We start from the raw sequence: 24,831 nt of genomic DNA, 5'->3' as shown, positions 1-24,831 counted from the left end.
AAAAGTGACCGACTCCGCCGCCTTCGGCGGCTTCGTCGGTGAACCGCTCACTACGTTCGCTCGCGGATGCTCAACTCGCACGCTCTCTTTCACGGCTGATTCGGTTGTGAGAACGTGAAATAAATACTGTGAGGCGAATTCTATGACACCCTGTGCGTACGCGTACTGAGTTAGGGTTTGCTCGTCGTAGATCTATGCGGACGGAGCCGTGTCGTGGGCGAACTTACGCGTTAACGACGGTGGGCCTGGCAGCGCGATGTTCACCCTCAACGAGCGAGTGGGTCCGTAGACCCCGAGCGAAGTAGGGTTGGGTAGTTTACCAAGCACAACATCGCCTGCGACGGCAAAGGCAATAACGAGACCGGCAGACCCGGTGAACACCCCGTGGAGTAACGCCGCTGTGAGTACGGACTCCGAGCGGATAACGAGATACCTGTGAACCGCCTCGTGATTTGTAGACTAAGCGAATCGGACGACCAGTTCTTCAGTTGTGACTGCATACACGGTCATTTCTTTGCCTTTTTCGGAGTACCACGTTCCGACTGGCGCGACGAGACCGACTTCACGAAGCCGATCCAGATGGTACGTGACGTTCTGGATCGACTGTCCGACGGCGGTCGCCACGTCCGAAGCCGTTCCCGGGTCATCAGTAAGCGTGCCCAGGATTTCCTGTGCCGTATCTGATGACAGGACTTGGAGGAGGTCGGAGTGTTTCTCTCTGCCGACGACGACATCGGTCTGTTTCTGCGGGGCATACTCGACGGACGGCTGGTGGGGGAATACGCTGGACATAAGCTGGAAGGCGGTATGTTTTGTTTGTTCGGTTCACTCCGAACAAACGAATCAAACAATTTAATGCTTACGGTGTCTTTACAGTAGATATGACCCAAGAGGGGACTCATCACACCGGGACACGAGGGACTTCGTATGAGTGACGGGGATCGTGATCTCGCGCGGGAACGCGTCATCGAATCACTGGAGCAATCAGCTGAGGTGTATGGATTAAGCCGCAGCGCTGGACGAATCTACGGGGTACTGTACTTTGCCGCCGATCCTCTCTCGATCCCGGAGCTCGTCGAGGAAACCGGCTATGCCAAATCAACTGTGAGTAACGTGACGCGGACGCTCACACGCATCGGCTTGATCCACCGCCGCTCCTCGGAAGGCGGTGGTCGACGAGTACGGTTCACGGCAGAACGCGAAATCTGGTTCATTTTGCAGGACGTATTCCAGCAATACATTCAACGCGAGATCCAGACGACGCTTCGAACGATCCGGCGAGCGGAAGCCCAGCTTTCGGACCCAGATACCACCGAGGCCGAGCGAATTCGCGATCTTCAAGCGACCTACGAAGATTTTGAAGAAATCATCGAACTTGCATCAAACTTGTCGGTTGCCGAACTACGGGAGGCACTGGAAACGTATGATTCCTGAGCCGTCGGGAGATGAATCTTACAGCTACTTGCAGCTTAGTCGACTGTCTCCACACTCACCAATACACGGTGTATGTGCAGCGGTCAGCTCCATTCCGTCGGCAGGCGGACCCGGTTTCCTCGATGAACACGAATGAATCCATCGACGCGTATTGTTTCGCGACCCCTCTGATGAGGCCACGGTCAAACGGACACGGGTACGGGTTGTAACACGTTACTGTCCCGGCCCGGTCGTCGGTCTTCTCGAATCGATACCAGCCGATCTCTCCACCCCGGTGGTTCCGCTGATACGCTTTGTCGATCGACTTTAGCCCTTCCGGCACCGTGTCGAAATCGTTCGGCCACTCGGCGACGGCCGGGATTTGTTCGCCGAGTCGGTCTAGCACGTGCGGTTGCAATTCCTCAGCAATTGCCCCGAAGGCATTCAACCACGCCTGTTGCGGATACCATTCGTCCGGCGTTGGATCGGTAATCCCTTCTTCGGCTAACGCGTCCAACGCCCGCTCTTGATACGCCGCAGAAAATTTCCCCATTCCTTCTTTGACGATAGTAAGAACCGTCTGCCCGTTAATTTCTACACCCTGATCGAACGCCTCATAAGAAACCATTGTTCCGGGTTTTCGGGCCGTTCGACATAAATCCAAGAGTCACGTGTCGGGACAGCCGCTTTTCCACTCGGTCCCTGATTCCTCGAATGTTGGGCGTGTGATGTTAGTCGGCTCGTTGTAGTCGGTAAATCGAAACGTGATCGTTGCGACGCCGGTTGCTCCATCACCACGAACGTGGATTTCGCGTTGAACTTTCCGGACCCGGTGAGTCTCGGTGGAAATCCAGACACGGACAGTCGCGTTGTCGAGGGTTGCGCTTCCCTGCGTCCCAACGTTTCCGGTGGGAAGATTCTGGTTCGCTTGGAGTTGGTCTTCGGTGGGATACGCGGTCACGACAGCAGTTTCGACTCCGTTGACACGTTCGGTTCCGTTCCAGTAGACGTTCGTTCGGTCGAGCAGCGTCAGTTGTTGCCCGAGGGGCGTGTAGTTGAACCACCTAGTTGAATCCGAGAGATTGTACCGTGCCCACCCGAGTCTGGAACACTCGGTGGTGAGCGTGTACCCATCCACGTATGCCATTCGTGTATCTCGCAGGCCAACTCGTGTGTCGCCTACAGCACCGATCGTCACGTTCGCCTGCTGTCGGTCCACGTTAACGAGCCCATCACCGGTTAAGTTGACGGATTCGGACCGGCTGTCATCACTGATCTCGACCTGGCCGTCGATCGAGACCCGGTAGGCTGTCACATTGCCGGACGCCTCCTGGGCTTGCGTAACCGCATCGACTGCCTGTTGATCGCTGGGCGGGGCCGACGAGCCGTACAGGCCCTGGCACCCGGCAGTCACGACGAGCGCGAGGACCACGAGCGTACACAGGGTCGAGCGGGTTAGCTGCACACCGAACTATCATTCTCACACAAAAAAGAGACTGGGAAATCTCAAAAGACGGTTTGATTCATTCCGTGGTCTGTGGTTGCGTATCAGTACTGGTGTCCCATAATAGTCCGTCTGTGGATTCGAAGTCGATGTCGGCGAGGAACCGCATCGTCATAATGTTCACAGTGAGGCCGAGGATCCCGCCGCCGATGATGCCGATCGGCAGCCCGATCACTGGAACGTTCACCACAAGTGCCGTGGCTACCGGTGAGACTCCGAGGATGAACAGCGCGAACCCAGCGGTGTAAGCAACGTACGGGCTGCTTTGCGTTGCCAGCGCGTAGGATCGCCGCGCAGCGACTACGACTCCGGTTTGGTGCAGCACAATCAGGTACGGGACGGGGTAAAACAAGTACCCGAGAATTACGAACCCGATAAGGGCAACGAGAAGAATCACGAGAGTTGTACCGCCGAAGCCACCGGTGACGGCGCTGGTTCCGATGACGCCCGCTGCAAGCGGCAACAACAGGAGGGTTGGAATGCTTGTGATGAGTAGAAACGGGATGAAGTATCGCTTGCAGTTCGAGACAAACGCGTACGACTGCCCGTAGAGGATGTTCCGGATACTGCCGAAGTACCCGGCGGTCAGCACCGCTTGAACCACCAAGAGAACGGGGACAGTCACGATAGCGACGGGTAGGAACTCTATCGGAAGTCCTGTGTTGACGTTGACACCGGAGTTTGGGACGCTCACGAACTGCCAGACGGTGACGACTGACACTGGAAGCCCGAATTTGAACCCGATGTGGCCCCCGTCGAACCTGAGGATCGCCAGCAGCTTGTTCGTGTTGAACAGTGCGAAAAGGATCGGCACACCCGCCAGCGGGAGATGCTGGAGTGCACGCTCCCACCCATCGGTAAGTCGGGTCGTGAACGTCGGCATCAGAACACCCCGGAAGTAACCGTTAGTCCACGGCGACTACCTGATTCGATGTGCTGCTGTTGTCCAGGTGCCTGTGCGGAGGACTGTCGCAGAGAGCAAGGGACCATTGGCTGCTGTGTCGAACGGGAATCCCAGAGCGAAAAAAGGTGACTGTAGGTTAAAGAGCAGTGAGACCTTTCGTTGTCTTCCCTGTACTCAACGGTTTGCGATAGTTGATTGCGACAGAGCTCTACTGAATATCTATAGAGGCGCACTTGGGTATTAGACAGATTGATCGACGATAATTACGGAAGAGGAATCATACTGTCCAATAGTGCTCTATCACCGAAGTGAAGAAATTGAGTTTCAGATCTCTTCTTGAGTCACGATGCCACGATTGACCGCAGTGACGATCGCGTCCTCGGCAGTCTCGGCGCGAAGGCCATCCTGAAGGGCCGTCTGTAGCGAATACACGACGTAGCCCGACGTCCCAGCTGCTGGGCGCGCCCCGAGCGACCGGTTCGAGCACCGTCACGAGCTCATCAGGCGCGTCCGCATCGACGGAGTCGAGGGTATCCCGCAACGGGGTGCTCGCGTCTTCGAGGAGGCCGGCCACGGTGAGGTTCAGAATTGCACAACCCTCCGTACACCGTGGATCCGCGTGCGTGATCCGCGAGGACTGCCGACTCACCTCGGCAAGTCTGTCCCGCACCGTCGCGTACGGGATGGCGAGCGGTGGACACCGCATCACACTCCCGTTCCCGACGTTCTGCCCTCCTGGGCTCTGCTCCCAGACGTGCTGGCCTGCCTCGTCCCACTCGTCGCCGTGTTTGCGCCGGCTGAGCGACCGCCTCGTCATCCCTCCGATATCGAACGGACTGCTCTCGTACCACGCGAGGAACCGCGCAGCGATATCCGCCGAATCGAACGTCCGATGTCCGACAAGATTGTGTGCGATGCACAGCGCTTGTCCGGTGTCGTCCGTGATCGTCCCGGCTGGCTGATTCTATGTTCCCTGCCCAACCATCTCGTCGAGCCGTCCGTGCTCAGCGGATATTTCCGACGCAGACGCAAACTCGACAGGTCGGCCAAGCGCATCCCCACGCGCTAACCCAAGGAGGATACCACACGCCAGATCCGAATTCATAGGGCACTCAATGATTACCGCGGAGAAAAATGGGGGGGGGTGATACGGGAATCTGCGGGCATCAGCTACGTTGCGTTCTGGCGGCTGAGATCAGTTTAGCACCCAGAATTGGTAGTTGAGATACGTGGCAAAGGAGACCCACACGAGGTATGGGACGAGGAGTAGGGCCGCACGTCGATCAACCCGGTTGAAGGTCCACATCGTTGCGACGATGAGCAGCCAGAGCGCGAGGATGACGACGAGGCCGAGACCGATCTCTTGCAGTCCGAAAAAGACTGCTGACCAGCCGAGATTGAACGCGAAGTGGAGTGTAAATACGCCGACTGCGAGACGAACAGCAGCAGGTGATACACTGGCCTGTCGCCAGACCAGCCACAGTGCGACGCCGACGAGACCGAACAGGGTCGTCCACACGGGGCCGAACACCCAGTTCGGTGGCGCAAGTGGGGGACGCTGAAGCGTACCGTACCACTCACCAAGCCCTTGCGCGGTAAAGATAGCGCCAGAGGCGCCCACCACCTCGACGGTGAGGACAGCAAGCGCAAGCGCGAGAAGCGGACGCGTACGAGCGAGTTGGCGTATCTTGGCTCTGATGGAGGGCATACAGTTTGGTTCAGGTCACAGCCCCAAATACGTGTGTGCCCCCGACGGAGAGAGAAACCGCTATTACACTTGCTGGATTGGTCCGCTGGTGGGTTTATTTCGCCAACCCACGGGCGAATCAAGCGCGAGAGTCCGCGTGCGAGTTGAGCATCCGCGAGCGAACGTAGTGAGCGAGCGGTTCACCGACGAAGCCGCCGAAGGCGGCGGAGTCGGTCACTTTTTGGTCCAGATTTTTGCAAGGAGTGGTCGCGCGCAGCGCGACCCGACGCAGCAAAAAGGTGGGCTGTACTGAGCGATTCCTGTTTTGGTGTGGGAAGTCTTCTATGACACCCTCTCCTTCTGCACTTATTCGGTGTTCAGATCGGAAAGCCGAGTCTGGATTTCATCAGCATCCGCATCGGAGAGCGCCTCGAGACCGAACTGCACGAGGAGCGGGTAGAAGTGGCGATTCTTCTTGAACTCGTCTCGACCCGCTTTTCGTAGCTCCAACTGATTTCTCGTCCGATGGCACGCTTTCCCGCGCTCGGATGAGTGAAGGTTTCAAACTTACTACAATTCGTTCCGGTCGTGATGACAGGGATGTGGCGGTGAGCCCTTCGAGACGCCAGGTCGTGCTGCCTGTCGAATATCGGTACACGCGATCCGCCGATCACGTCGAAATCCCTCGATCCGGAGGCAACAACGACGTACCGGGTTCGATCTCCCACACTGATACCAAGGTAATAGGTTCCTAACTATACCGACTCTGGAAATACGGTATCGAAACAACAATGTCTGAAACGAATGCTACGACGAAACCGGACTCGACTGGATCGACAGTCGGAGTCGTCATACCTGCGTATGCCCCCGATATCTTAGCGCTCGAACGGTTTATCGACGACATCCGGGACGTAATTGATCCGGATACCATCCGTGTCGAGATCGACGTCCCGCGAACAGCGCACGTAGAGCAACTCGAGGCGGTCGTCGACCAGGTCAGCGTTTCGAGTAACCGGCGGGGGAAGGGGGCAGCGATTATGGCGGGATTCGACGCGTTAGACACAGATATTCTCGTGTTCGCAGACGCCGATGGGTCTGTGCCCGCACACTCGTTGGAAAATCTCGTGAGACAACTCGAAGAAGGCACCGCCGACGTAAGTATCGGGTCACGCCGGCATCCGAACTCACACATCGTCGAACACCAGACCCTCGGACGCCGGTTCCTCGGGGACGCCTTTGCGTTCGTTGCACGCAAACTGCTACCGACGAAGTGCCGGGATTATCAGTGTGGTGCAAAAGCCATCCGGGCGGAGGCATGGAACGAGATCGGCCACCACTGTTACGAGCCCGGGTTCGCGTGGGATCTAGAGTTCGTTTCTGTGGCTGGTTCGCTCGGGTACGAGATCGCCGAAGTCCCAGTAGATTGGGAAGACCATCCCGATTCGACAGTCGATCCGCTCTCGACGTCGGTCGAACTGGCAACGGCACTCGTCGACGTGAGGCGTCGGGCAGACGCCATCGCATCGAGTCCACGGTTCAGGGGCGTCACGAAAACGACACAGTCGAAGCTGACGAAGTGACGATGGAACTCGGATCTCGACTCAGTGCACTCGCACACTACAGACGGATCGGTCAGTTCGTCTCCGTCGGCGCCGTCGGAGCCACGATCGAGACGATTATCGTCGCTGTTCTCACAACGACCGTCGGTCTGGGCCCACTCGCTGCAAAGACAATCGGCGCAGAGACGTCTATTTCGACGATGTTCCTCGTGAACGACCGCTGGACGTTTGCGGAGGAGGGAGAGAGGCGGACGATCGCGCTCGTTCACCGGTGGCTGAAGTCACATATGGTTCGGATCGTCGGGCTCTCGATCGCATTCGGCGTCCTCTACCTCCTTACGTCGGTCGTCGAGTTCGAATTTCTTCTCAGCGGTGTCGACTTCTGGCCGACTATGGCGAATCTCGTGGGAATCGGAGCCGGGATGAGTGTAAATTACGTCGCCGAGAGCCTCGTTACGTGGGAGGTACACCAGTGAATGCCAGAATATCGAAGCGAGTGTCACAGTCTCCCCTTCCGGTAGAACAGTTACAGTAGCACGAGGCGAAAGCCCACGGCTTTCGCCGTAAAATGAAGCCGACAGCCGGCGAAACGGTGATTCTGTCGGCGTCCGTGCCGCAGCGCGAGAGTGACGCCAGCGCTTCGACGTAGCGGCCAACGTGCTGAAGCTGCTCTGCGGAGTACCTGTTGTGCGTATCGGCGGGGTCCGTCGGGAGTTCCGCCGGCGACGTCGGTGGCTCGGCGAACATTATAGTAGCGTTTGCAACTGATTGCTCATCCGATCGCACGCAGTCGTGCGATCGTGTGAGTGAAGACTTGCAAACGCTACTATAGCTGCCTCGTATTACTCAACAGAGCGCCAATCGGCGCAGTTCTGTTGGGTAATAGATATTAGTTCTTTCAGCTTCTGAAGAGCACGAATACCAAACGGTTGATACCATCTAACAGCTTTGGCCCCACATATATTTGACATAGATATTTGAACCCAGCGTAGCTATACGGGCATATGGGAGTCCGGACACCGATATATGATGACTCTAATTGGTATAAAAAAGGTGAAACAATGGTCTCTGGATCTGTATTTTACGACGGAACAGTAGAACATATAGACACCGAGACGTTCTGTTCCAAACTGCAGAGGAGCCAATCGGTCTCCGAAGTTGTGGACATCGTCAATGGGGTTTCGGGGTTCTATGCATTTATTCACAATCTGGAAGATAAAGTAATCGCATCGGTTGATCACATCCGGAGTATCCCGCTGTACTATTCCACAGAGGAAGCGATAATCACGGACAACCCGAGAGAGATCGTCGGAGAAGTCGATCCTGCCTACTTTGCTCCTGTCCCCGAAGCAGAATATCTTTTGACAGGCTACGTCACTGGAAAAGAAACGCTCTGCCCCGCAGTCAATACGCTTGAAGCAGGAACATTGGCGATAATTGATAAAGATAGTGGCAATATAAACATAGAACAACATACAGAGTATCACCCTAGTAAACCTGACAAGTCAGATGATTTGAAAAATGGCCAAGAAGAATTAAAACAGGCAATTTCTCAGGCTGTTGAACGGCTGTGTGTCGTTGCTTCTGATAGACCGATTTATCTTCTGCTGAGTGGTGGACACGACTCGAAGCTTATTCTCTCGGAACTTGTTAAACGGGAGTACGATCCTGTGGTTGCTCTCTCATTCGGGCCTCCTGACAACAGCGATGTCACTATGAGCGGGACGATCGCCGATGCAGTTGATGTGGAACGTAAGTACGTGGAGTACACTGGAGACACCTGGGATGAGTGGTTTCGGAGTGATACCCGAAAAGAATACTGTAAATTACGACACAATATGGACTTCATCCCTGTCCACTGGGCTGGACCTGCGCTATCCGAACTTGACCGCCGTGACGAATTGCCGGATGATGCGGTGTTCGTTTCCGGACAGACAATCGGTAGTATTGGAGAACATATGCCGTCCAAAGAACAGGTCCGCACACGATCCGAATTGATTGATTATATTCTTGATAATCACTATGTGCTTTGGGGAAGAAACGCCGAACTTTCGAGCAGGATGCGGGATCGTATTGATCGGAATTTAAAAACAGGGGACGACCTGGATTTCATTCCGATGTACGAACAGTGGGAATGGAAAGAGCGGCAGAGTAAGTGGATGTCACAAGATGGGTCAATGTATTCGTTTTTCGGTTATGATTGGTGGTTCCCCCTGTTTGATAAAGAGGTACTGAAAGCGTGGGAAAACTCACCGAGGGAAGACCGCCGACAAAAGAGGGCTTTGATAGATATCTCGGAGACCAGTTTTAATCAGGTCGCTAACATTGGGAGTGCTCTCGAAAGTGGACGTCCAGATTTGACAGACATATTAAAACGGAGGATTTCACGTTCTCCAGTAGGGAACATCGCTGGCTATGTTTACCAGTATTATAAACAGAGCCAGGGATTCGGTAGTCACCCGCTCGGATACGAGGGTATGTTTGGACCTGGACAACCAGGTGAGTATTACTGCGGAAATCAGAACCATCACTCATACATAGCGATGCACGCAGTTGACCGGATGAGTTTCTCGCCCCCAGACGCGTCTGGAGTGCCAAAAGATTGTGAGCTATCGATTGAAAAAATACGTCAATTACCAAGAGTTACTGACAGGAATTAGGAGATGACCCCATCTAAGCCGGTGGTTCAAGTATCAGGAACTTCCGCCGTGCGAGGATGTCAGTGCCGTGAGTGATTTTTTCCTTTCTTCCGCTACCCGGGGGAGTTCCCGGATGCGCAAGCCGGAAATACAGGATCGAAGTCGTGGGAACTCCCTACGGCTCTACCAAAAATACTCACCAATACAAAATACAACGGGGCTCTCGGATTAAAATATTCAAATAATTCGCCTAAGTGTTTTTTATATCAAAATTAAGAAACTCTTAACGGCGGTATGATGAATATAACGAATCAGCAGAGAACCCATTACAATAGAACGGAGCACTATTTTCGGGAGTATATGAACGAGGACGTCAAAAAAGATGACACAACGTCCGCAGAGACTAGTTCTCCGGGCGGCGAGGACGTCGGTCACTCGCTAAGACAGCAATCGTCGGTCTCCTGGGTACCAACACTGAGCGGTCGTGAGATTGTCATCGGAAATCTATGGTTTCTCTCCACGTTCGTCGTCCTGCTTCTCGGGTTCTCCCTGCTGTATCTCGACCAACCGCTTCATTTCGACGAGGCGATCTTTCTCACTATCGGAGAACAGATCGCTTCGGGAGAGACCCTCTATGCTGACATAGCGGATCACAAACCCCCCGGAATCTTCGTTCTCGCGGCGGCGGTCTACCGACTGCCCGGGGATCCGGTAATCATCGCTCGACTGTTCACGTATGCCATAACCGGAGTTTCCGGGCTTCTGGTCGTTCGTCTGGGACGGGAGTTCTGCAGCCGGCGGGCCGCACAAGGTGCTGGCATCCTCTTTATCGTCATGTCGTTTCTCCCCCACTTCGATGGGTTCTACTACCTGACCGAACCCTATGTCGTCTTTACCCTGCTTGTCGCCGCCGTGTTGCTCGGCTACGACACGCTCCTCGCGAAGGCTGCCGTCGGTGTGGCGCTGGGTGTCGGAGTGCTCTTCAATCAGACCGTGTTTCTGTTCGGGGCGACGATCATTCTGTTCTACGCCATCAGGTTGCGATACCCGGACAGGCGGACACGTCGGTACGTGACGGATTCGATAACGGAGATACTCGCCATCGGTGTCGGATTTCTCGCGACGATGGCAGTCGTGCTTCTGGTCCTCGCCTCACAGGGGATCGTTGAAGAGACGATCTACTACTCCTTTGTCCTGCCCCTAACCAGTTACAATACCCAGTTCAACTATTATGGACACGCACTAGCGTTCGCTACGCTGCTGCCGATCTTGCTCCTTGCAGGTGGTGTCCTGGTCAACACTGGCGTCTCGGTCGTCCGTGGTGACCGAGTCGACGAGCGATTCCTGTTCGTCGTGCTCTGGGCGGGGATCCTGAGTATCCCTGCCATCAGAGCATTCTCGGGAGACCACAAGTTTCTGTTCGCGTTCCCTGCACTGGCGCTTCTGGCGGTTACCGGCCTGATAGCCGCGTATCGGAAGACCCTAGAAAACAGCGACCAACTCCTGCGTCTGCCCAGGGTCCCGGACCGATCGGCACTGATCAGTGGCCTGATAGTGGCCGTGGTGCTCTCGACAGCGGTGGTCTCTGGGGGCGGAAACGTCTACTACGGGTCGCTCGTCGTCGACGACAATATCCAGAACGAACGGGACGCCGTGGTCCCCGCTGTCGAAGGGCTCGATGGACCGATGTACGCCTACAACGTCCAGGCGCAACTGTACGTCCACACGGATGTCGAGCCAGGGACGTCCTATATCGGGACGATCTACAGCGAGGACCTCGCTCGGAACAAGATATCCAGCCTCGAACGCAACGAGGTCCGGTACGTACTGGTGAGAGAGTACGAAGTATCGGGAGACGAGGTTGTCGCGAGTGGGTACTGGTCCGGCCACAAATCGATTATGACCGAGTATCTCAACGAGAACTACGAACCGGTGCGTCACACTGAGGAGTATGTCGTATTCGAGCGGACGAGTGGGTCGTGAGGTTCGATGAGGTACCGAATGCTGTTACGGGAGTTCGAAAGCTCTTTTCACGTCATCGATTCCCGAGATGTCGCAAACAGGCGGTGTTACCTCTAACTGTGAGAGCACAGACGGGTGGGTTCGAACACGCTGCTGGACGCACTACGCTACCGTCGCAGAAGTGTTCGATGACACTCTTGGTAACTCAAGGCGAGACGGTATGCGCTGAATAATAATAACAACAGACTTCGTCATCCCTGGCTATGCGGCGCCACACACACTCACCTGAGACGATCCACACCGGGCACATCTCGACGGCCGCCCACGTTCCCCCCGAGATGTCTGCCGGGAACTACGAACTCAGGAGGGGAGCGAAGGCCCTCGTCACGTCGCGTGGGCGCGCGTTGCTGGTCAAGGAGCGTCGGAGTGACGGATCGTCGTTCTGGAGCCTTCCCGGTGGTGGTGTGGAGCGCGACGAGTCCACGCAGGAATGTCTCAAACGGGAGATCGTCGAGGAGATCCGATGCTGGTCGAGCGTCGGTTCGGCGGTCGATTCGTGTATCTACTGTCATACTAACCGACCCGCAGCAACGGTCTACACCGTGTTCGAGGTGACGCTGGAAACGAATCCGGAACCCAATCCGACCGAGGGGATCGTCGACCACGCCTGGCGACGGCCGACAGACCTCCCGACGACGACGCTTTTGCCCATCGCGAAGGTCGTCGCCAACGCCGTCCCCCACGAGTAGGCCGAACGGACCGGCGGTTCGGGTGCCGGAGGTGGTCCAGATGGATTCGTCTCAGCGTCGGGTTTCCGGTCTCTGACCCAATCTGCCGCCGTCGGCACCGCCGAGTCGTCGACAGAGCAGTATCGGGACGCGTCACGTCGGGGCGCGTCAGCGGAACATCCCGTTGATCCGCCCCAGGTTCTGGGCCACGGTACCGGCGCCGCGAACGAGCGATGGAACGAGGGGGAATCCGACGTAGTTCGTGGGGTTGAGACTCGATCGGGCAATCATCAGCCACTGCCGCCGCCTGGAGTATCCCTCCTTCCGCCAGAGGTAGGGACGCTGTGTCTCCTGTCGATACAGTTTATGCAGGTAGTCGCTGATCGACTCCGCGTACGGGTGGTCGACGACCAGCTCCGGATCGTAGTAGATCGGCTCGGCTTCGAGGACCCGTTCGGCGAGTTCGACTTCCTCGTGGCCCCAGGTGATCCCCTCGTCCCACCCCCCGACTTCCTCGAAGACGGCCCGTCGGATCCCCATATTACAGCTCCAAAACCGGGTGACGTACCGGGGGTTGTCCCCGAAATCGTAGTGATTCGTGAAGTGCTTCCTGAATATGTCATCCCGCGGGTGAACGGTCCTGCCGGCGACGACGGACTCCTCGTCGAGTAACCTGGCCATTCGGGCGAGATATCCCTCTCTGGGTCTGGAATCGTCGTCGAGAAACACCAGTTTGTCGGCGCTCGCCCGCTCGATGCCCGCGTTTCGAGCCACCGTCGCCCCCGCTTCGGACTGGAGACACACCTCGTAGTCGTCGTACGAATCGCGGTCGAGGTACTCGAGACACTCGACCTCATCCCGAGGCTTCACTGTGGGGATGATCACGCTGAGCTCTGGCATACTCGCCCGCACAGTATGCATATGGATTGTTATGCAGATCCTGTCGTGACGCCAGCAGAATCAGCGGCCGACGCACACCGGTATCGGACTGCGTCCGACCGCTCGATGGCGGCCTAGCCACTCGCGTTCCAGACGCGCCGGAGGCGTCGCGCCGCGTCGTAGACCGAGGGGCCCCCGAGCGACAGGACCAGGTACAGCCACGTCTGGAGTCCGAACGGCTCGTTCCTGAGCGCCCGCCGGAGGTGCCGACGCGCGTCGCTGTAGTGGTCGGTTTCGATGGCCAGGGCCGCCAAACGCCGCGAGAGCGACGCAACGAAGGCTCGCTCGCACGCGGGACCGTATTCGGCGGCCAGCGACCGGTGCTTGCGGAGGAATCGTGGATAGGCGACGTCGCGGGCGGCCCGGTAATCGTCGGTGAGGTGGTCGTGGCCGTCGACGCCGCGTCGGACCAGCCGCGCCGGGACCGATCGAAACTCGCCGTGCTTCGAAAGTCTGATGTACCACTCCCGGTCCTCCCAGATCGGCAGTTCCTCGTCGAAGCCGCCCGCCCGATCGATCAGGTCGTGCCGGACCATCACAGTCGAGGTCGGGCAGCCCGGCGCTCCTCGCAGGAGGGCCTCGGTGACGCGACCCGACAGCGACGGCGTCCGACCGCCGACACGAACTCCCTCCCGGACGGTGTACTGTCCGGTGACGACGGTCCCGACCGCCGGATCGAACGCGGCCACCTGGCGCTGTATCTTCTGGGAGTCCCACCGGTCGTCGTCGTCGAGAAACGCGACGAACGTGCCCTCCGCAGCGCGGATGCCGATGTTACGCGCAGCCCCCGGGCCCTCGCCGTCGTCGCGCCGGTAGCGGACGCGGCACCGGCCGTCGGCCCGCTGTCGCGCCGTCGACGCGACGGACTCCTCGGAGCCGTCCACGACGACGACTTCGAGGCGGTCGTAGGTCTGCTCCAGAACGCTGTCGAGGGCGGCCCGGAACTTCGCCGGCCGGTCGCGCGTGATGAGGACTGCACTGACCAGCGGATCGTCACCGTCCGTTTCCATTGATCGACCGTCGCCAGGACGCCACATTGTTAGTGGGCCCGTTCCGCCCGTCGTTCACCGTCAGTCGACGACTCCTGGGCGGCGATATCGACCGACCGACGTCCGCGGGTTCGGCCGGTAGTTCGACTATAACAAAGCCCGCTTCGGGGTTGGTCCCGACAGAGTCCATCAATCCGTATGTCGCTCTACACTCAGCTCCGGCGGTGGTTGACCCGACTGGTTCCGGGTGGGGGATTGGCCGAACGAACAGCGAAAAGCGGCGTCTGGGCTGTCTTCACCAACGTCGCCGACCGCGGCCTCCAGTTGCTGATGGTCGTGATCCTCGCTCGGCTGCTCGATCCAGCCGATTTCGGGCTGCTCGGGATCGCACTCCTGACGCTGACCGCGTTAAGGCGGTTCTCGCAGCTCGGGTTCAACGAGGCGCTCATTCAGAACGATGCCACGAACGTGGACAGCTACCTCGATACCTTCTGGAGCATCGAGATCGTCCGCGGATTCGTGCTCGCGGGACTGCTCATTGTCAGTGCGCCCTACGTCGCCGGCTTCTTCGGCGAGCCTCGCGCCGAGCCGATTCTCGAAGTCATTGCTGTCACCCCGGTGCTCCTCGGGATAAAGAACCCGGCCATCGTCTACTTCAAGAAGGACCTGGCCTTCCACAAACAGTTCGTGTACACGATGAGCGGGTCGGTTGTAAACTTCGTCGTGGCCGTCACACTGGCGGTGGCGACCCGGAGCGTCTGGGCGCTGGTGTTCGGATACGTGGCCGCGGACGCAGCGCGTTTCCTGACTTCGTATCTCATCAACGGCTACCGACCGCGGCCGGGGCTCGATCCCGATGCCGCCCGGGAGATGTTCGGGTTCGGCAAGTGGATAACCGGGTCGGGGATCGTCTACTTCCTCATTGGCCAGGGCGACGACGCCGTCGTCGGTTGGCTGCTGACGGCGTCCTCGCTGGGGTTTTATCAGGTTGCCTACCGCTTCGCCAAGGCCCCGGCGACGGAGATCTCGCAGGTGATCTCGAGCGTGGCGTTTCCGGCGTACTCCCAGCTCCAGGATGACATCCCCCAGCTACGAGCGGCCTTCTTCCAAACGTTACAGGTGACGACCCTGATCGCGTTCCCCGTCGCGGTCGGCATCGCCGTCGTCGCCCCCACGTTCGTCGAGGCGGCGTTCGGACAGGAGTGGATGCCGATGGTACCGGTTATGCAACTGGTCGCGGTCTACGGGTTCTTCATCGCGTTGGGATCGACCTATAGCCCGATCTGGAAGGCGCTCGGCCGCCCGGACTACATGACGAAACTCGGCGTGGCCCGGCTGGTGCTGACGGCGATCGTGATCATCCCGGCGACGCAACGGTTCGGCATCACCGGTGCCGCAGCCGCGGTGACCGGGGTCTACATCTTCCCCATGATGCCCTTCGACGTGTACCTCGTCATCCAGTCCGTCGAAACGAGCCTCACACGCCTCCTCCGGGAACTCTCCTACCCGGCGGTCGCGAGTTTCCTGATGGGCGGCGTCGTCTTCTGGCTCCAGGGCGTGTTGACCCTCGAATGGGCGATACTCGAGTTCCTCATTCTCGCGACGGTCGGCGCCATTGTATACGGCGTCGCGGTTGCGGTACTCGAGACGCAACTCCGGTGGGGACTGCGCGATACCCTCGGGACGTTTATGAGCTCTATCTAGCGACTCCCGCCGCGGGCCATCCGCTTCCGGAGGCGCAGTACACCAGTAGGCTATTGGTAACAATACCGATCGCTCCGCATCTCACGGAGGAATGCAGTCACAGACAGCCACGTTTCGCCACGAGGTTATCGATGCTGCCCCGCCGACGACGCGGCTCGGGTTCTGCCTGGCGACCGACCTGACAGACAACGGTCGTCCCGACGTCGTTGTCGGCGGCGCGGGCCCCGAGACAAAGCTGTTCATCGGCGGCGGACGAACGAGGCTCCCGAACCTCGCGGGAATACGACAGGCGGCCGGGCTCGCAGGCTCGACGCTGTTCTGGTACGAGAACCCCGGCTGGGAGCGTCACGCTATCGCCGACGTCCCGCATCTCGACGTGGGGGGCGCCCTCGGTGACATCGACGGCGACGGCCGGGTCGACGTCCTGGCCGGACAGGGCATCCACTACTCCGACGCGTACTGGTTCGAACAGCCCGCCGACCCGCGGGACGACTGGACCCCTCACCTGATCACGAGCGACTTCGAGAAGTACCACGATCTCGCCGTGGGCGACGTCGACGACGACGGCGAGCCGGAGGTCCTCGGGCTCTCCCAGCGCTCGGAGACGGTGTTCTACTACGACATTCCCCCGGATCCGACCGTCGAGCCGTGGCCGGCGACGGCCAGGCACGTGGTCGACGACGACATCGAGGTCGAGGGCGTCTGGATCGGCGATATCGACGACGACGGCCGGACGGAGATCGTGGCGGGTACGACCATCTACCGACGCCGCGACGATCGGTGGCAGGCCGAGCCTGTGGCGACCGGTTGGGACAATGTGCGCGTTGCCGTGAGCGATCTCGACGGGGACGGCGAACCGGAGATCGTACTGGCCGAAGGCGACTCGCCGACGTACGGCACCCACCCCGGACGTCTCGCCTGGTTCGACCGGCAGGGAGAAGACTGGGTGGGGACGGTGCTGCACGATGACCTGTTCTGCCCGCACAGCCTCCAGACCGCGGATTTCACCGGCGACGGCCGCCCCGACATCTACGTCGGCGAGATGAGCCTCGGCGAGAACGACGACCCGAAACACTACCTGTTCCGGAACCGCGGCGACGGCCGGTTCGAGGAAACGCTCGTGGCGTCGGGGATCGAAACGCACGAGGCGAAGGCAGTCGACCTCACCGGGTCGGGGCTCCCGGACGTGGTCGGCAAATCCTACACGCCCGATCACCACGTCGACGTGTGGTACAACGGCTACGCCGACTCGGAATCAGTGTAGTGGACAGACACACGAGAGTACAGACACACGAGAGTACAGACACACGAGCAAGCGGCGGCAGCACTCCGGCGACACGGCCGCCATCGACATCGAGCCGACGGCCCTCTCGCGGTGGCACTGTAGGAACAGTATACTCATCTGAGCACTCTCCACGCATCCTATACTCATCTGAGCACTCTCCACGCATCCGACGGACTACGCGTGCGGTGGTTTCGGAGGGTTTGGCTATCACGGCCGGCAGTATGACGTCCATAACAAAACAGTCCAGTACGTAATCGGGAGCAGTGACGCGATACGACACTGGAGGGAGTGACGTTCGAGTCGATGCTGGTGATACCGGTGGCGGTGGCGATCGAGCAGGTGGTGACCGCGCGTTCGTGCTCGGACTCGATGGCGTGCCGTGGCCGCTGCTCGAACCGTGGATCACGGACGGCGAACTGCCGGCGTTCGCCCAGTTGGTCGAGGAGGGGGCCGCGGGACCGCTCCGGAGCACGGTGCCCGCCAACACGCCGGTCGCCTGGCCCTCGATCGCGACGGGAACCTGGCCGGATCGACACGGCCTCTACGAGTTTATGAAGCTCGAGTCCGACTACAGCCAGCGGCCGTACGGCCGCGAGGACTGGTCTCAACCCGCCCTGTGGGAGTTGCTCTCGCCGGCGGTCGTGGCGAACGTCCCGATGACCTATCCCGCCGGCGGCCTCGACGACGGCGGCCGGATGGTGGCCGGGATGATGACCCCATCGCCGGAGTCCGAGGGGTTCACCTATCCGGCGGAACTCGCCGACGAGATCAGCGCGCGGATACCCGACTACCGCATCGGGCTCAAGTGGCACCGGTACGGCCCCGAGCGGGAGGCGCAGTTCCGATCGGATCTCGGGGACCTGCTCGACAGCCGCCGGGAACTGCTGGAGCTGCTGATGGACACCGACGACTGGCGGCTGTTTTTCTTCACGCTCACGGCGCCGGACCGCCTCCAGCACCTCGTCTGGGACGAGGACGTCATTCTGGACCACTACCGGGACGTCGACGAGATTCTGGGTGACGTGATGGACTACTGTGCGCGCCGCGGGGCGACGCTGTACGTCGTCTCGGACCACGGATTCGGGCCGATCTCGAAGGTCGTCTACCCGAATCGTGCACTGGCGGACGCGGGGCTTTTGACGCCGAAAGAGCCCGGCGGCCTCCGGGCGCTGCTCTCCCGGTCGGGGCTGACAAAAGAGCGTGTGCTCGGCTCGTTCGAGCGGTTGGGTATCGACGACGAGACGCTGGTCGGGCTCCTGCCACGGCAGCTCGTCGACGCCGCAGCCAGACAGATTCCGGGCGACCACGCCCTCTACGACGTCGAATCCGAGCAGACGCGGGCCTTCCTCCACGGGCTGGGGAGCGTCTACGTCAACGACAGGGAGAGATTCGAGTCCGGAGCGGTCGATCCCGCCGACCGTGAAAGGGTCAAAGAGGAGGTGATGACGACGTTGTCGGCCCTCACCGATCCGGCCACCGACGAGCCCGTGCTCTCGGTCCACGACGGCGACAAGCTCAACCCGGAGGACGACTACGCTCCGGACGTCGTCGTCGAGGGGGTCGATGGCTACCACGTCAAGCCGACGCTCGGTGGGCCGCTTTTGGAACCGGCAGACGGGATCGCAGGCTACCACCGGCCGCAGGGCGTGTTCTTCGCCTGGGGAGAGTCGATCGAGGCCGGCGCGACGCCGACAGAGGCGACGGTCGTGGACGTGGCCCCGACGCTGCTCCACGAGCTCGGCGAGCCGATCCCGACGGCGGCACACGGTCGGGTGCTACAGGAGGTGTTCGAAGCGGGCTCAGCGCCGGCCGAACGCTCGGTTGCGACGGCCGCCTACGGATCGGTGTCGTCGACCGGAGGTGACGCTGACGCAAGCGAAGAAGTCGAAGAACGGCTTCGCGGCCTGGGTTACTTATGACCGACAACACGAGTGATCGCGGGCGGTCGGACGACCACCGACAGGCTCCGGCCGACTCGCCCTCGGAGTCGTCACCCGACGGGGACGATTCCAGACTACCGTCGCGGCGACAGTATCTCGGTCTGGTCGCCGCGGCCACGAGCGCACTCGGGGGCTGTGGTGGCGGGGGCGGTGGGACCTCAGTCTCGACTACCCCGGGGGCGTCGACAGCAGACGGAACGCGGACCAGCGGCGATAACGAGATAAGCGAACACGGCATCGAGTTCGACCGCGTGCTCGATGCGGTCGACGACCTCGGGCTGGACTCGACGGGCGTCAGCCCGGTGAACGACCGTCTCGAGGAAGCCCTCACGGAGGGGACGCTCGTCCGTTTCCCGGAAGGTGAATACCTGTTCGACGAGTCTGTCGCGTTAACCGCGCCGCGCATCGGCGTGCTCGGCGAGGAGGAGGTGACGTTTCGCCCCGCCGATGGGTTCAACGGCCTGCTGTTCGATGGGGTGACAGAGGGTCTCGACCGCGTACTGATCGAGAACGTCGACATCGACATCCGCGCCGCCGACACGACCGCCGGGATACGACTGGCGTGTGCCCGACAGTTTCACGTCCAAGACGTCGAGTTTCTCGGTCGCGGCCTCACCCACAATTCGGGCCAGGTCAGCGCGTTCCTCCTTTCGATCCGTGAGGAGGGCGGTCGGGGAGTGCTGCGGAACGCAGTGGCGAAAAAGGGTTCGCGGATCGACGGCTACGCGGGTGGCAACGGGCGGATCGGTATCTGGGTCGGCTGGGCCAACAAGGGCACCGTCCGCATCGAGAACTGTGACTTCCGCGAGTTCGGCAACAACGGAACGTACACGTCCCGGACGCCGGGTCAAGTCGAGGTCGTCAACAGCTACTTCCTCAACAACAACGCGTCGAACGTCCGGATCGGTGGGGAAGGGAGTTACGTCGAGAACTGTACCGTCGAGATCGATATGGAGAAGTACACCGGCCCGCTGTCGGAGAACCCAAAAAGTCTCAACACCCGCGGAATAGTCGTCGAACAGGGCGTGCAGCTCAAGGGCGCCGAACCGATCCCGGCGGGGGCAGAAATCAGAGACTGTACGGTCCTGGCCCGGAGTTCCCCCCTCTCACAGGCGGCTATCGAACAGTCCCCGCAGGCACGCAGTCTTCTGATCCGCGACACCGACATTCAGTGTGACATCGACGGCACCCCGGCAGTCCGACGTGGGCCTCCAGGGACGCTTCAGTACCGGCCGGAGAGAAGGAGGCCGCCGCCGCCGCTCTGGACGCGGCTCCGAAATGTCACGATCGACGGCAGCGCCGCCGGCAGGGCCGCGATCGATCTCCACGGAGCGCCCGGTTCCGTCATCGAAGACTGCACGGTACACGCACCCGGAAGAGACAGGGACGGGATCTTACTGACGGATTCACCCCGCAGCAGCATCCGTGGCGGGGAAATCCGTGCCTCGGGCTATCCAGTCGTCATCGAGATCGATCCCGAGACGCCTCCCGACCGGCGATTACTCTGTTTGGACACCGGGTCGATGCTCCGGCAGTTCATCGACACGACAGAGGCCGACGATCTCACGGATTCACCGCCCCTACTGCAGGTACTTCGACGAAATGAGACTGGTGGTACCGTCTGCCTCGGCCTGGCCGCCGACATCGACGCGCAACTGCAGTCGGACGCCCTCTCGGAACCGATCCTGATCGGTATCGTCGGCCACGAAAGCGGTGTCCCGCTCGGTCTCCTCCTCGACGAAGACTGACTCCGACCGGGGAATGTCGGTTCGGGGGAGCACCCATCGCTCACTGAGATGCAAGGCGGAAGGCCACGACTGCAGTCGTGGGTAGCCGATCCGGATAGCATCGAAGGCGTGGTCTACAGAAGAATCAAGGCGGGTGCCTCGGGACTTGACCCCGAGGCGGGTCACGACGTACTGAGTGCGCCACAGGAAGTGTCGGCGATGTCTTCAGGGAGTCCGGTGTCGCCACTGTGCACGTCAACCACAACCGGGACAGTACCCTGCACCTCTATATCTTATCCCTGCGGATGGTGATTCTCACACGAGAGACCCAGATTGTATAAGAGAGCCAGACTGCGATCGTATCGTGGGTTGCTCTCCAGTTGTCGGCGTTACCCCACGACTAAAGCCGTGTGTTTGCACCTCGTATCTTGCAAAGGTCTACCTAGGACGCCCGAGGATGACGAACGTAACGTCGGATACAAGCAATAATATCAACGAATTGTTCGTGATATATTCTCGGATCGTCCTGCTATAATATCATATTTTAATATAATTTGAATTTCACTACTAACTATTAAGTAGCAGACTACTGAAATAGGTATTGCGTATGTCAACCGAAACCATAGGGAGGACGGGGGACACCGACGCGGAGTCGATGGCCCAGCAGGAGGCCGATATCCTGGACCAGGAGTCCCAGGGGGGTCCCCCACAGGGATCCCAGGACACTGAACCCGAATCAACCGACGAGACCATCCCGCAGGGGGTCGTATTCGACATCCTTCGGAACGAGCGTCGTCGCCGGGTGCTGAAGTACCTCGACGAACAGGACGGCCGTGCAACACTGGGGGAGATGGCCGAGCGATTGGCCGCAGTCGAGAACGACAAACCGGAGTCCCAGATCACCTCACAGGAGCGCAAGCGACTCTACGTCGGTCTCTACCAGTGCCACCTCCCCCGGATGGACGAGTCCGGGGCTATCGACTTCGACGGCGATCGGGGGACCATCGAAACGACTGAACACACGGCGTCGTTTCTCGACCACCTGCCGAACGACGACGCGGACGACGCCCGCGACAGCCGATGGGTGACGTACTACTTCACGATCGCGGCTGTCGGCGCGGGACTGCTAACTCTCAACGTGGCCGGCGGTTTCGGGGGAATCGCCGGAGCACAGATCCTGCTGGGAGGCGTCGTCGCCGCGGTCGGCCTCTGTGCGGGGCTGCACTGGTATACGACCGCGGGCGACGCGGCGTCCGAATCCGACTCGGCCTGATTTATTTGCGCGGAAGTCCACCGATCGCGCATCGGTTACGTACCATCGGGACGCTGGCCGACGATGCTGAGTATCGTCCCTGTTCGGAACGTTCTCTTCGCCGTCCGAGAGCGATCGACGAAGCCGCGGGAGATCCACGTTCTTCGCGACGACGGAGTACAGCCCGGATCGGTCCGCCCCTCGCGACCCCCGTTCGTTCGAAGCCGGGACGAGTCGAAACGGCTCTCTCGCGCCGTAAGATGATCCTACTGGCATCTATACGTCCTGTTAAGGTATATGTAATCTCGTCCATCTGATCCAGTATCGGCATTTTCTATGAGTAAGTGTGTCATAACCACTACGCTGCGGGGCTGCCAGATCTGTCCCGGATCGGGAACCGCCTCGACCGTATCCGGTAACTACACGGATGCTATATTGACACCGTTCGTCGCCACCTGGGATAAAAACGCAGCTACCTGGTGAAAACGGTTTTTCCAGTAAGGGGAATCCTACCAAGTATGTCTGACCGGGCAAAATCAGACGGCAGATCGGTAGGAACAGATTACCGGGATCAAAACGGGACTCGGGACAACACCCACGACGGGCTTCTCGACAGGCGCGGCTACCTGAAGATGGCCGGTGCGGCGGTCGCCACCGTTGCTGCAACGACGGGGACGGTCGCCAGCGCCGCCGGAGCGACGCGGCGGGGCATCGAGTTCGACCGCGTGGTCGATGCGGTCGACGATCTCGGGCTAGACTCGACAGGTGGAACCGCGGTGAACGATCAGCTCGAGTCCGCTCTCACGGAGGGGACGCTCGTCCGCTTCCCGGAGGGAGAATACAAGTTCGACGATACGCTCTTCCTCGAAGCCGACCGGGTCGGATTCCTCGGTGAGGGGGACGCGCGCTTCCGTCCGACGGACGGGTTCTCCGACCTTCTCATCACGTACGTCGATCCGCCGGACGAGGTACTGTTCGAAAACATCGACATCGATATGCGCGCCGACGGGACCACGACCGGACTCAGGATATTCTGCCGGAACCATTTCCACATCCAGGACACCGAGTTCCTCGGTCGCGGCCTCACCCACGATTCGGGCCAGGTCAGCGCGTTCATCCTCGGTGTGGCCTCGGAAAGCGGTCGGGGAGTGCTGCGGAACGCAGTGGCGAAAAAGGGCTCGCGGATCGACGGCTACGCGGGTGGCAACGGGCGGATCGGTATCTGGGTCGGCTGGTCTAACAAGGGTACCGTTCGCATCGAGAACTGTGACTTCCGCGAGTTCGGCAACAACGGAACGTACACGTCCCGGACGCCGGGTCAAGTTGAGATCGTCAACAGTTACTTCCTCAACAACAACGCGGCGAACGTCCGGATCGGTGGCGAAGGAAGTTACGTCGAGAACTGTACCATCGAGTTCGATATGGAGAAGTACACCGGACCGGAACTGGGCGACCTCTCGTCCGGGTTCGGTCTCCGTGGCATCCACATCGATCAGGGCGTGCAGCTCGAGGGCGCCGAATCGATCCCGGCGGGCGCCGAAGTCAGGGACTGCGAGGTGATCGGCCGCAACGCACCCTTCGGTATCGCGCTGGTCAACCTCTCGCCGCAGGGCCGGAGTCTGACTCTGAAAAACACCCGGCTCAAAGTCGACATCGACAAGATGTGGGCCGTCCGGCGGGGACGACCCGGTGCGATCGCCTGGCGTGAGTACCAAAGAACGCCCCCCGAGCCCCACTGGATCCGGATGGAGAACGTCAGCATCACCGGTTCCGCGGCGAGCAGGGAGACGATTCGCCTCGTAGGCGCCGACGGGTGTGTCATCCGGAACTGCTGTATCAATCAGACCGGCATCAATCGCGACGGCGTCTACATCGTCGACTCCGACAACTGCGTGGTCGAGGACTCGACCATCGACGTGACGGGAGACGCGATCGATCTCGAAAACTCGACTGTCGACACCGCGTCCATCACTCGGGAGGGCTCGTGCCCTCTTCCGGAAACGGACGATCCCACCAACGACACCACGACCACGTCCGACACCACGACTTCGACCCCCGACGGCAAGAAACTGGAGATCGACGGCGGTAGCGTGTACGACCGGGTGAACTACACGTTCAGCGTCGACGGGAGCGTCGAGCCAGGGGCCAAAGCGAACGACAGCGACACGATCGACGGAACCACCGTCGACGGCCACGTCGAGGGCGGCATCGACAACTACTGGATTACCGGCGACTTCACCAGCTTCGAGATCGATGCCGATATCCCCGTCCGACTCGACGGCGAGACGGTCGATCCCGACAACCTCGTTGTGAGAAAACTGGAGATCGACGGCGGTAGCGTGTACGACCGGGTGAACTACACGTTCAGTGTCGACGGGAGCGTCGAGCCCGGTCCCAGAGCAAACGACAGCGACACGATCGACGGAACCACCGTCGACGGTCACGTCGAGGGCGGCATCGACAACTACTGGGTCACCGGCGACTTCACCAGCTTCGAGATCGATGCCGACATCCCCGTCCGTCTCGATGGCGAAACGGTCAATCCCGACGACCTCGTCGTCGCGGACGACTCGACTACTGACGGGAGCGACACGACTAC

At 59.9% G+C, this 24,831-nt stretch carries 19 protein-coding genes and 2 pseudogenes; 12 read left to right on the top strand and 9 right to left on the bottom strand.

The features are described 5' to 3' along the window. Positions 1–459: 459 nt before the first annotated feature. The gene (locus RJT48_RS17165; protein ID WP_311173566.1) at positions 460–792 is read right to left on the bottom strand and encodes an ArsR/SmtB family transcription factor; all 333 of its coding nucleotides are present in this window, start codon (positions 790–792) and stop codon (positions 460–462) included. Between the two features lie 135 nt (positions 793–927). On the opposite strand from RJT48_RS17165, the gene RJT48_RS17160 reads away from it, so the two are divergent. After that, positions 928–1,434, top strand: coding sequence for a GbsR/MarR family transcriptional regulator (locus RJT48_RS17160; RefSeq protein ID WP_311173565.1), 507 nt, complete (start codon positions 928–930; stop codon positions 1,432–1,434). Between the two features lie 55 nt (positions 1,435–1,489). On the opposite strand, the gene RJT48_RS17155 is transcribed toward RJT48_RS17160, so the two are convergent. From RJT48_RS17155 to RJT48_RS17130, 6 genes and pseudogenes are all read right to left on the bottom strand, one after another. Then, a complete protein-coding gene (locus RJT48_RS17155; protein ID WP_311173564.1) occupies positions 1,490–2,041 on the bottom strand; it encodes a hypothetical protein in 552 nt (183 codons plus the stop codon). A 39-nt stretch (positions 2,042–2,080) separates the two neighbouring features. Further along, entirely contained in the window at positions 2,081–2,878 is a 798-nt protein-coding gene (locus tag RJT48_RS17150; protein WP_311173562.1) for a LolA-like protein, read from the bottom strand. Between the two features lie 58 nt (positions 2,879–2,936). Further along, entirely contained in the window at positions 2,937–3,800 is an 864-nt protein-coding gene (locus RJT48_RS17145; RefSeq protein WP_311173561.1) for a hypothetical protein, read from the bottom strand. Between the two features lie 369 nt (positions 3,801–4,169). Then, positions 4,170–4,926, bottom strand: a pseudogene (locus RJT48_RS17140) (ADP-ribosylglycohydrolase family protein); the annotation flags it as partial. Positions 4,927–5,016: 90 nt separating this feature from the next. Next, complete coding sequence (locus tag RJT48_RS17135; RefSeq protein WP_311173560.1) at positions 5,017–5,529, bottom strand: TspO/MBR family protein; 513 nt, start codon at positions 5,527–5,529, stop codon at positions 5,017–5,019. 345 nt (positions 5,530–5,874) lie between these two features. Continuing rightward, positions 5,875–6,024 (bottom strand): annotated as a pseudogene (locus RJT48_RS17130) (DUF8160 family protein); the annotation flags it as partial. A gap of 275 nt (positions 6,025–6,299) precedes the next feature. Here RJT48_RS17130 and RJT48_RS17125 point away from each other — a divergent pair. The 5 genes from RJT48_RS17125 (at position 6,300) to RJT48_RS17105 (ending at position 12,417) form a co-directional block, all read left to right on the top strand. Further along, the gene (locus RJT48_RS17125; RefSeq protein ID WP_311173558.1) at positions 6,300–7,088 is read left to right on the top strand and encodes a glycosyltransferase; all 789 of its coding nucleotides are present in this window, start codon (positions 6,300–6,302) and stop codon (positions 7,086–7,088) included. Positions 7,089–7,090: 2 nt separating this feature from the next. After that, positions 7,091–7,543 (top strand): GtrA family protein, encoded by a 453-nt coding sequence (locus RJT48_RS17120; RefSeq protein ID WP_311173557.1) that lies wholly within the window; start codon positions 7,091–7,093, stop codon positions 7,541–7,543. A 528-nt stretch (positions 7,544–8,071) separates the two neighbouring features. Beyond that, on the top strand, positions 8,072–9,727 hold the full coding sequence (locus tag RJT48_RS17115) for an asparagine synthetase B family protein (protein WP_311173556.1): 1,656 nt from the start codon (positions 8,072–8,074) through the stop codon (positions 9,725–9,727). A 339-nt stretch (positions 9,728–10,066) separates the two neighbouring features. Next, positions 10,067–11,689, top strand: coding sequence for an ArnT family glycosyltransferase (locus RJT48_RS17110; RefSeq protein WP_311173555.1), 1,623 nt, complete (start codon positions 10,067–10,069; stop codon positions 11,687–11,689). Positions 11,690–11,931: 242 nt separating this feature from the next. Beyond that, on the top strand, positions 11,932–12,417 hold the full coding sequence (locus RJT48_RS17105; protein WP_311173554.1) for an NUDIX domain-containing protein: 486 nt from the start codon (positions 11,932–11,934) through the stop codon (positions 12,415–12,417). Positions 12,418–12,564: 147 nt separating this feature from the next. On the opposite strand, the gene RJT48_RS17100 is transcribed toward RJT48_RS17105, so the two are convergent. Beyond that, positions 12,565–13,296, bottom strand: coding sequence for a glycosyltransferase family 2 protein (locus tag RJT48_RS17100; protein WP_311173553.1), 732 nt, complete (start codon positions 13,294–13,296; stop codon positions 12,565–12,567). Between the two features lie 113 nt (positions 13,297–13,409). Continuing rightward, positions 13,410–14,345 carry a glycosyltransferase family 2 protein gene (locus tag RJT48_RS17095; protein ID WP_311173552.1) on the bottom strand — a complete coding sequence of 312 codons (936 nt, stop codon included), beginning with the start codon at positions 14,343–14,345 and terminating at the stop codon, positions 13,410–13,412. A 177-nt stretch (positions 14,346–14,522) separates the two neighbouring features. On the opposite strand from RJT48_RS17095, the gene RJT48_RS17090 reads away from it, so the two are divergent. From RJT48_RS17090 to RJT48_RS17065, 6 genes are all read left to right on the top strand, one after another. Then, positions 14,523–16,028 (top strand): lipopolysaccharide biosynthesis protein, encoded by a 1,506-nt coding sequence (locus RJT48_RS17090; protein ID WP_311173551.1) that lies wholly within the window; start codon positions 14,523–14,525, stop codon positions 16,026–16,028. 91 nt (positions 16,029–16,119) lie between these two features. Beyond that, the gene (locus RJT48_RS17085; protein ID WP_311173550.1) at positions 16,120–17,292 is read left to right on the top strand and encodes an FG-GAP repeat domain-containing protein; all 1,173 of its coding nucleotides are present in this window, start codon (positions 16,120–16,122) and stop codon (positions 17,290–17,292) included. Between the two features lie 377 nt (positions 17,293–17,669). Continuing rightward, a complete protein-coding gene (locus tag RJT48_RS17080) occupies positions 17,670–19,232 on the top strand; it encodes an alkaline phosphatase family protein (RefSeq protein WP_345784764.1) in 1,563 nt (520 codons plus the stop codon). Further along, the gene (locus RJT48_RS17075) at positions 19,229–21,001 is read left to right on the top strand and encodes a hypothetical protein (protein WP_311173548.1); all 1,773 of its coding nucleotides are present in this window, start codon (positions 19,229–19,231) and stop codon (positions 20,999–21,001) included. The genes RJT48_RS17080 and RJT48_RS17075 overlap by 4 nt, the downstream gene beginning before the upstream one ends. Before the next feature lie 586 nt (positions 21,002–21,587). Next, a complete protein-coding gene (locus RJT48_RS17070) occupies positions 21,588–22,253 on the top strand; it encodes a DUF7344 domain-containing protein (protein ID WP_311173547.1) in 666 nt (221 codons plus the stop codon). A 497-nt stretch (positions 22,254–22,750) separates the two neighbouring features. Continuing rightward, the coding region (locus tag RJT48_RS17065) for a right-handed parallel beta-helix repeat-containing protein (RefSeq protein ID WP_311173545.1) at positions 22,751–24,831 on the top strand (2,081 nt) is incomplete at its 3' end.

Source organism: Halobellus ordinarius (genome assembly GCF_031823395.1).
Lineage (GTDB): Archaea > Halobacteriota > Halobacteria > Halobacteriales > Haloferacaceae > Haloquadratum > Haloquadratum ordinarius.
Note: the sequence above shows the minus strand (reverse complement) of the source record. Positions and strands in the feature narration are given on the sequence as shown.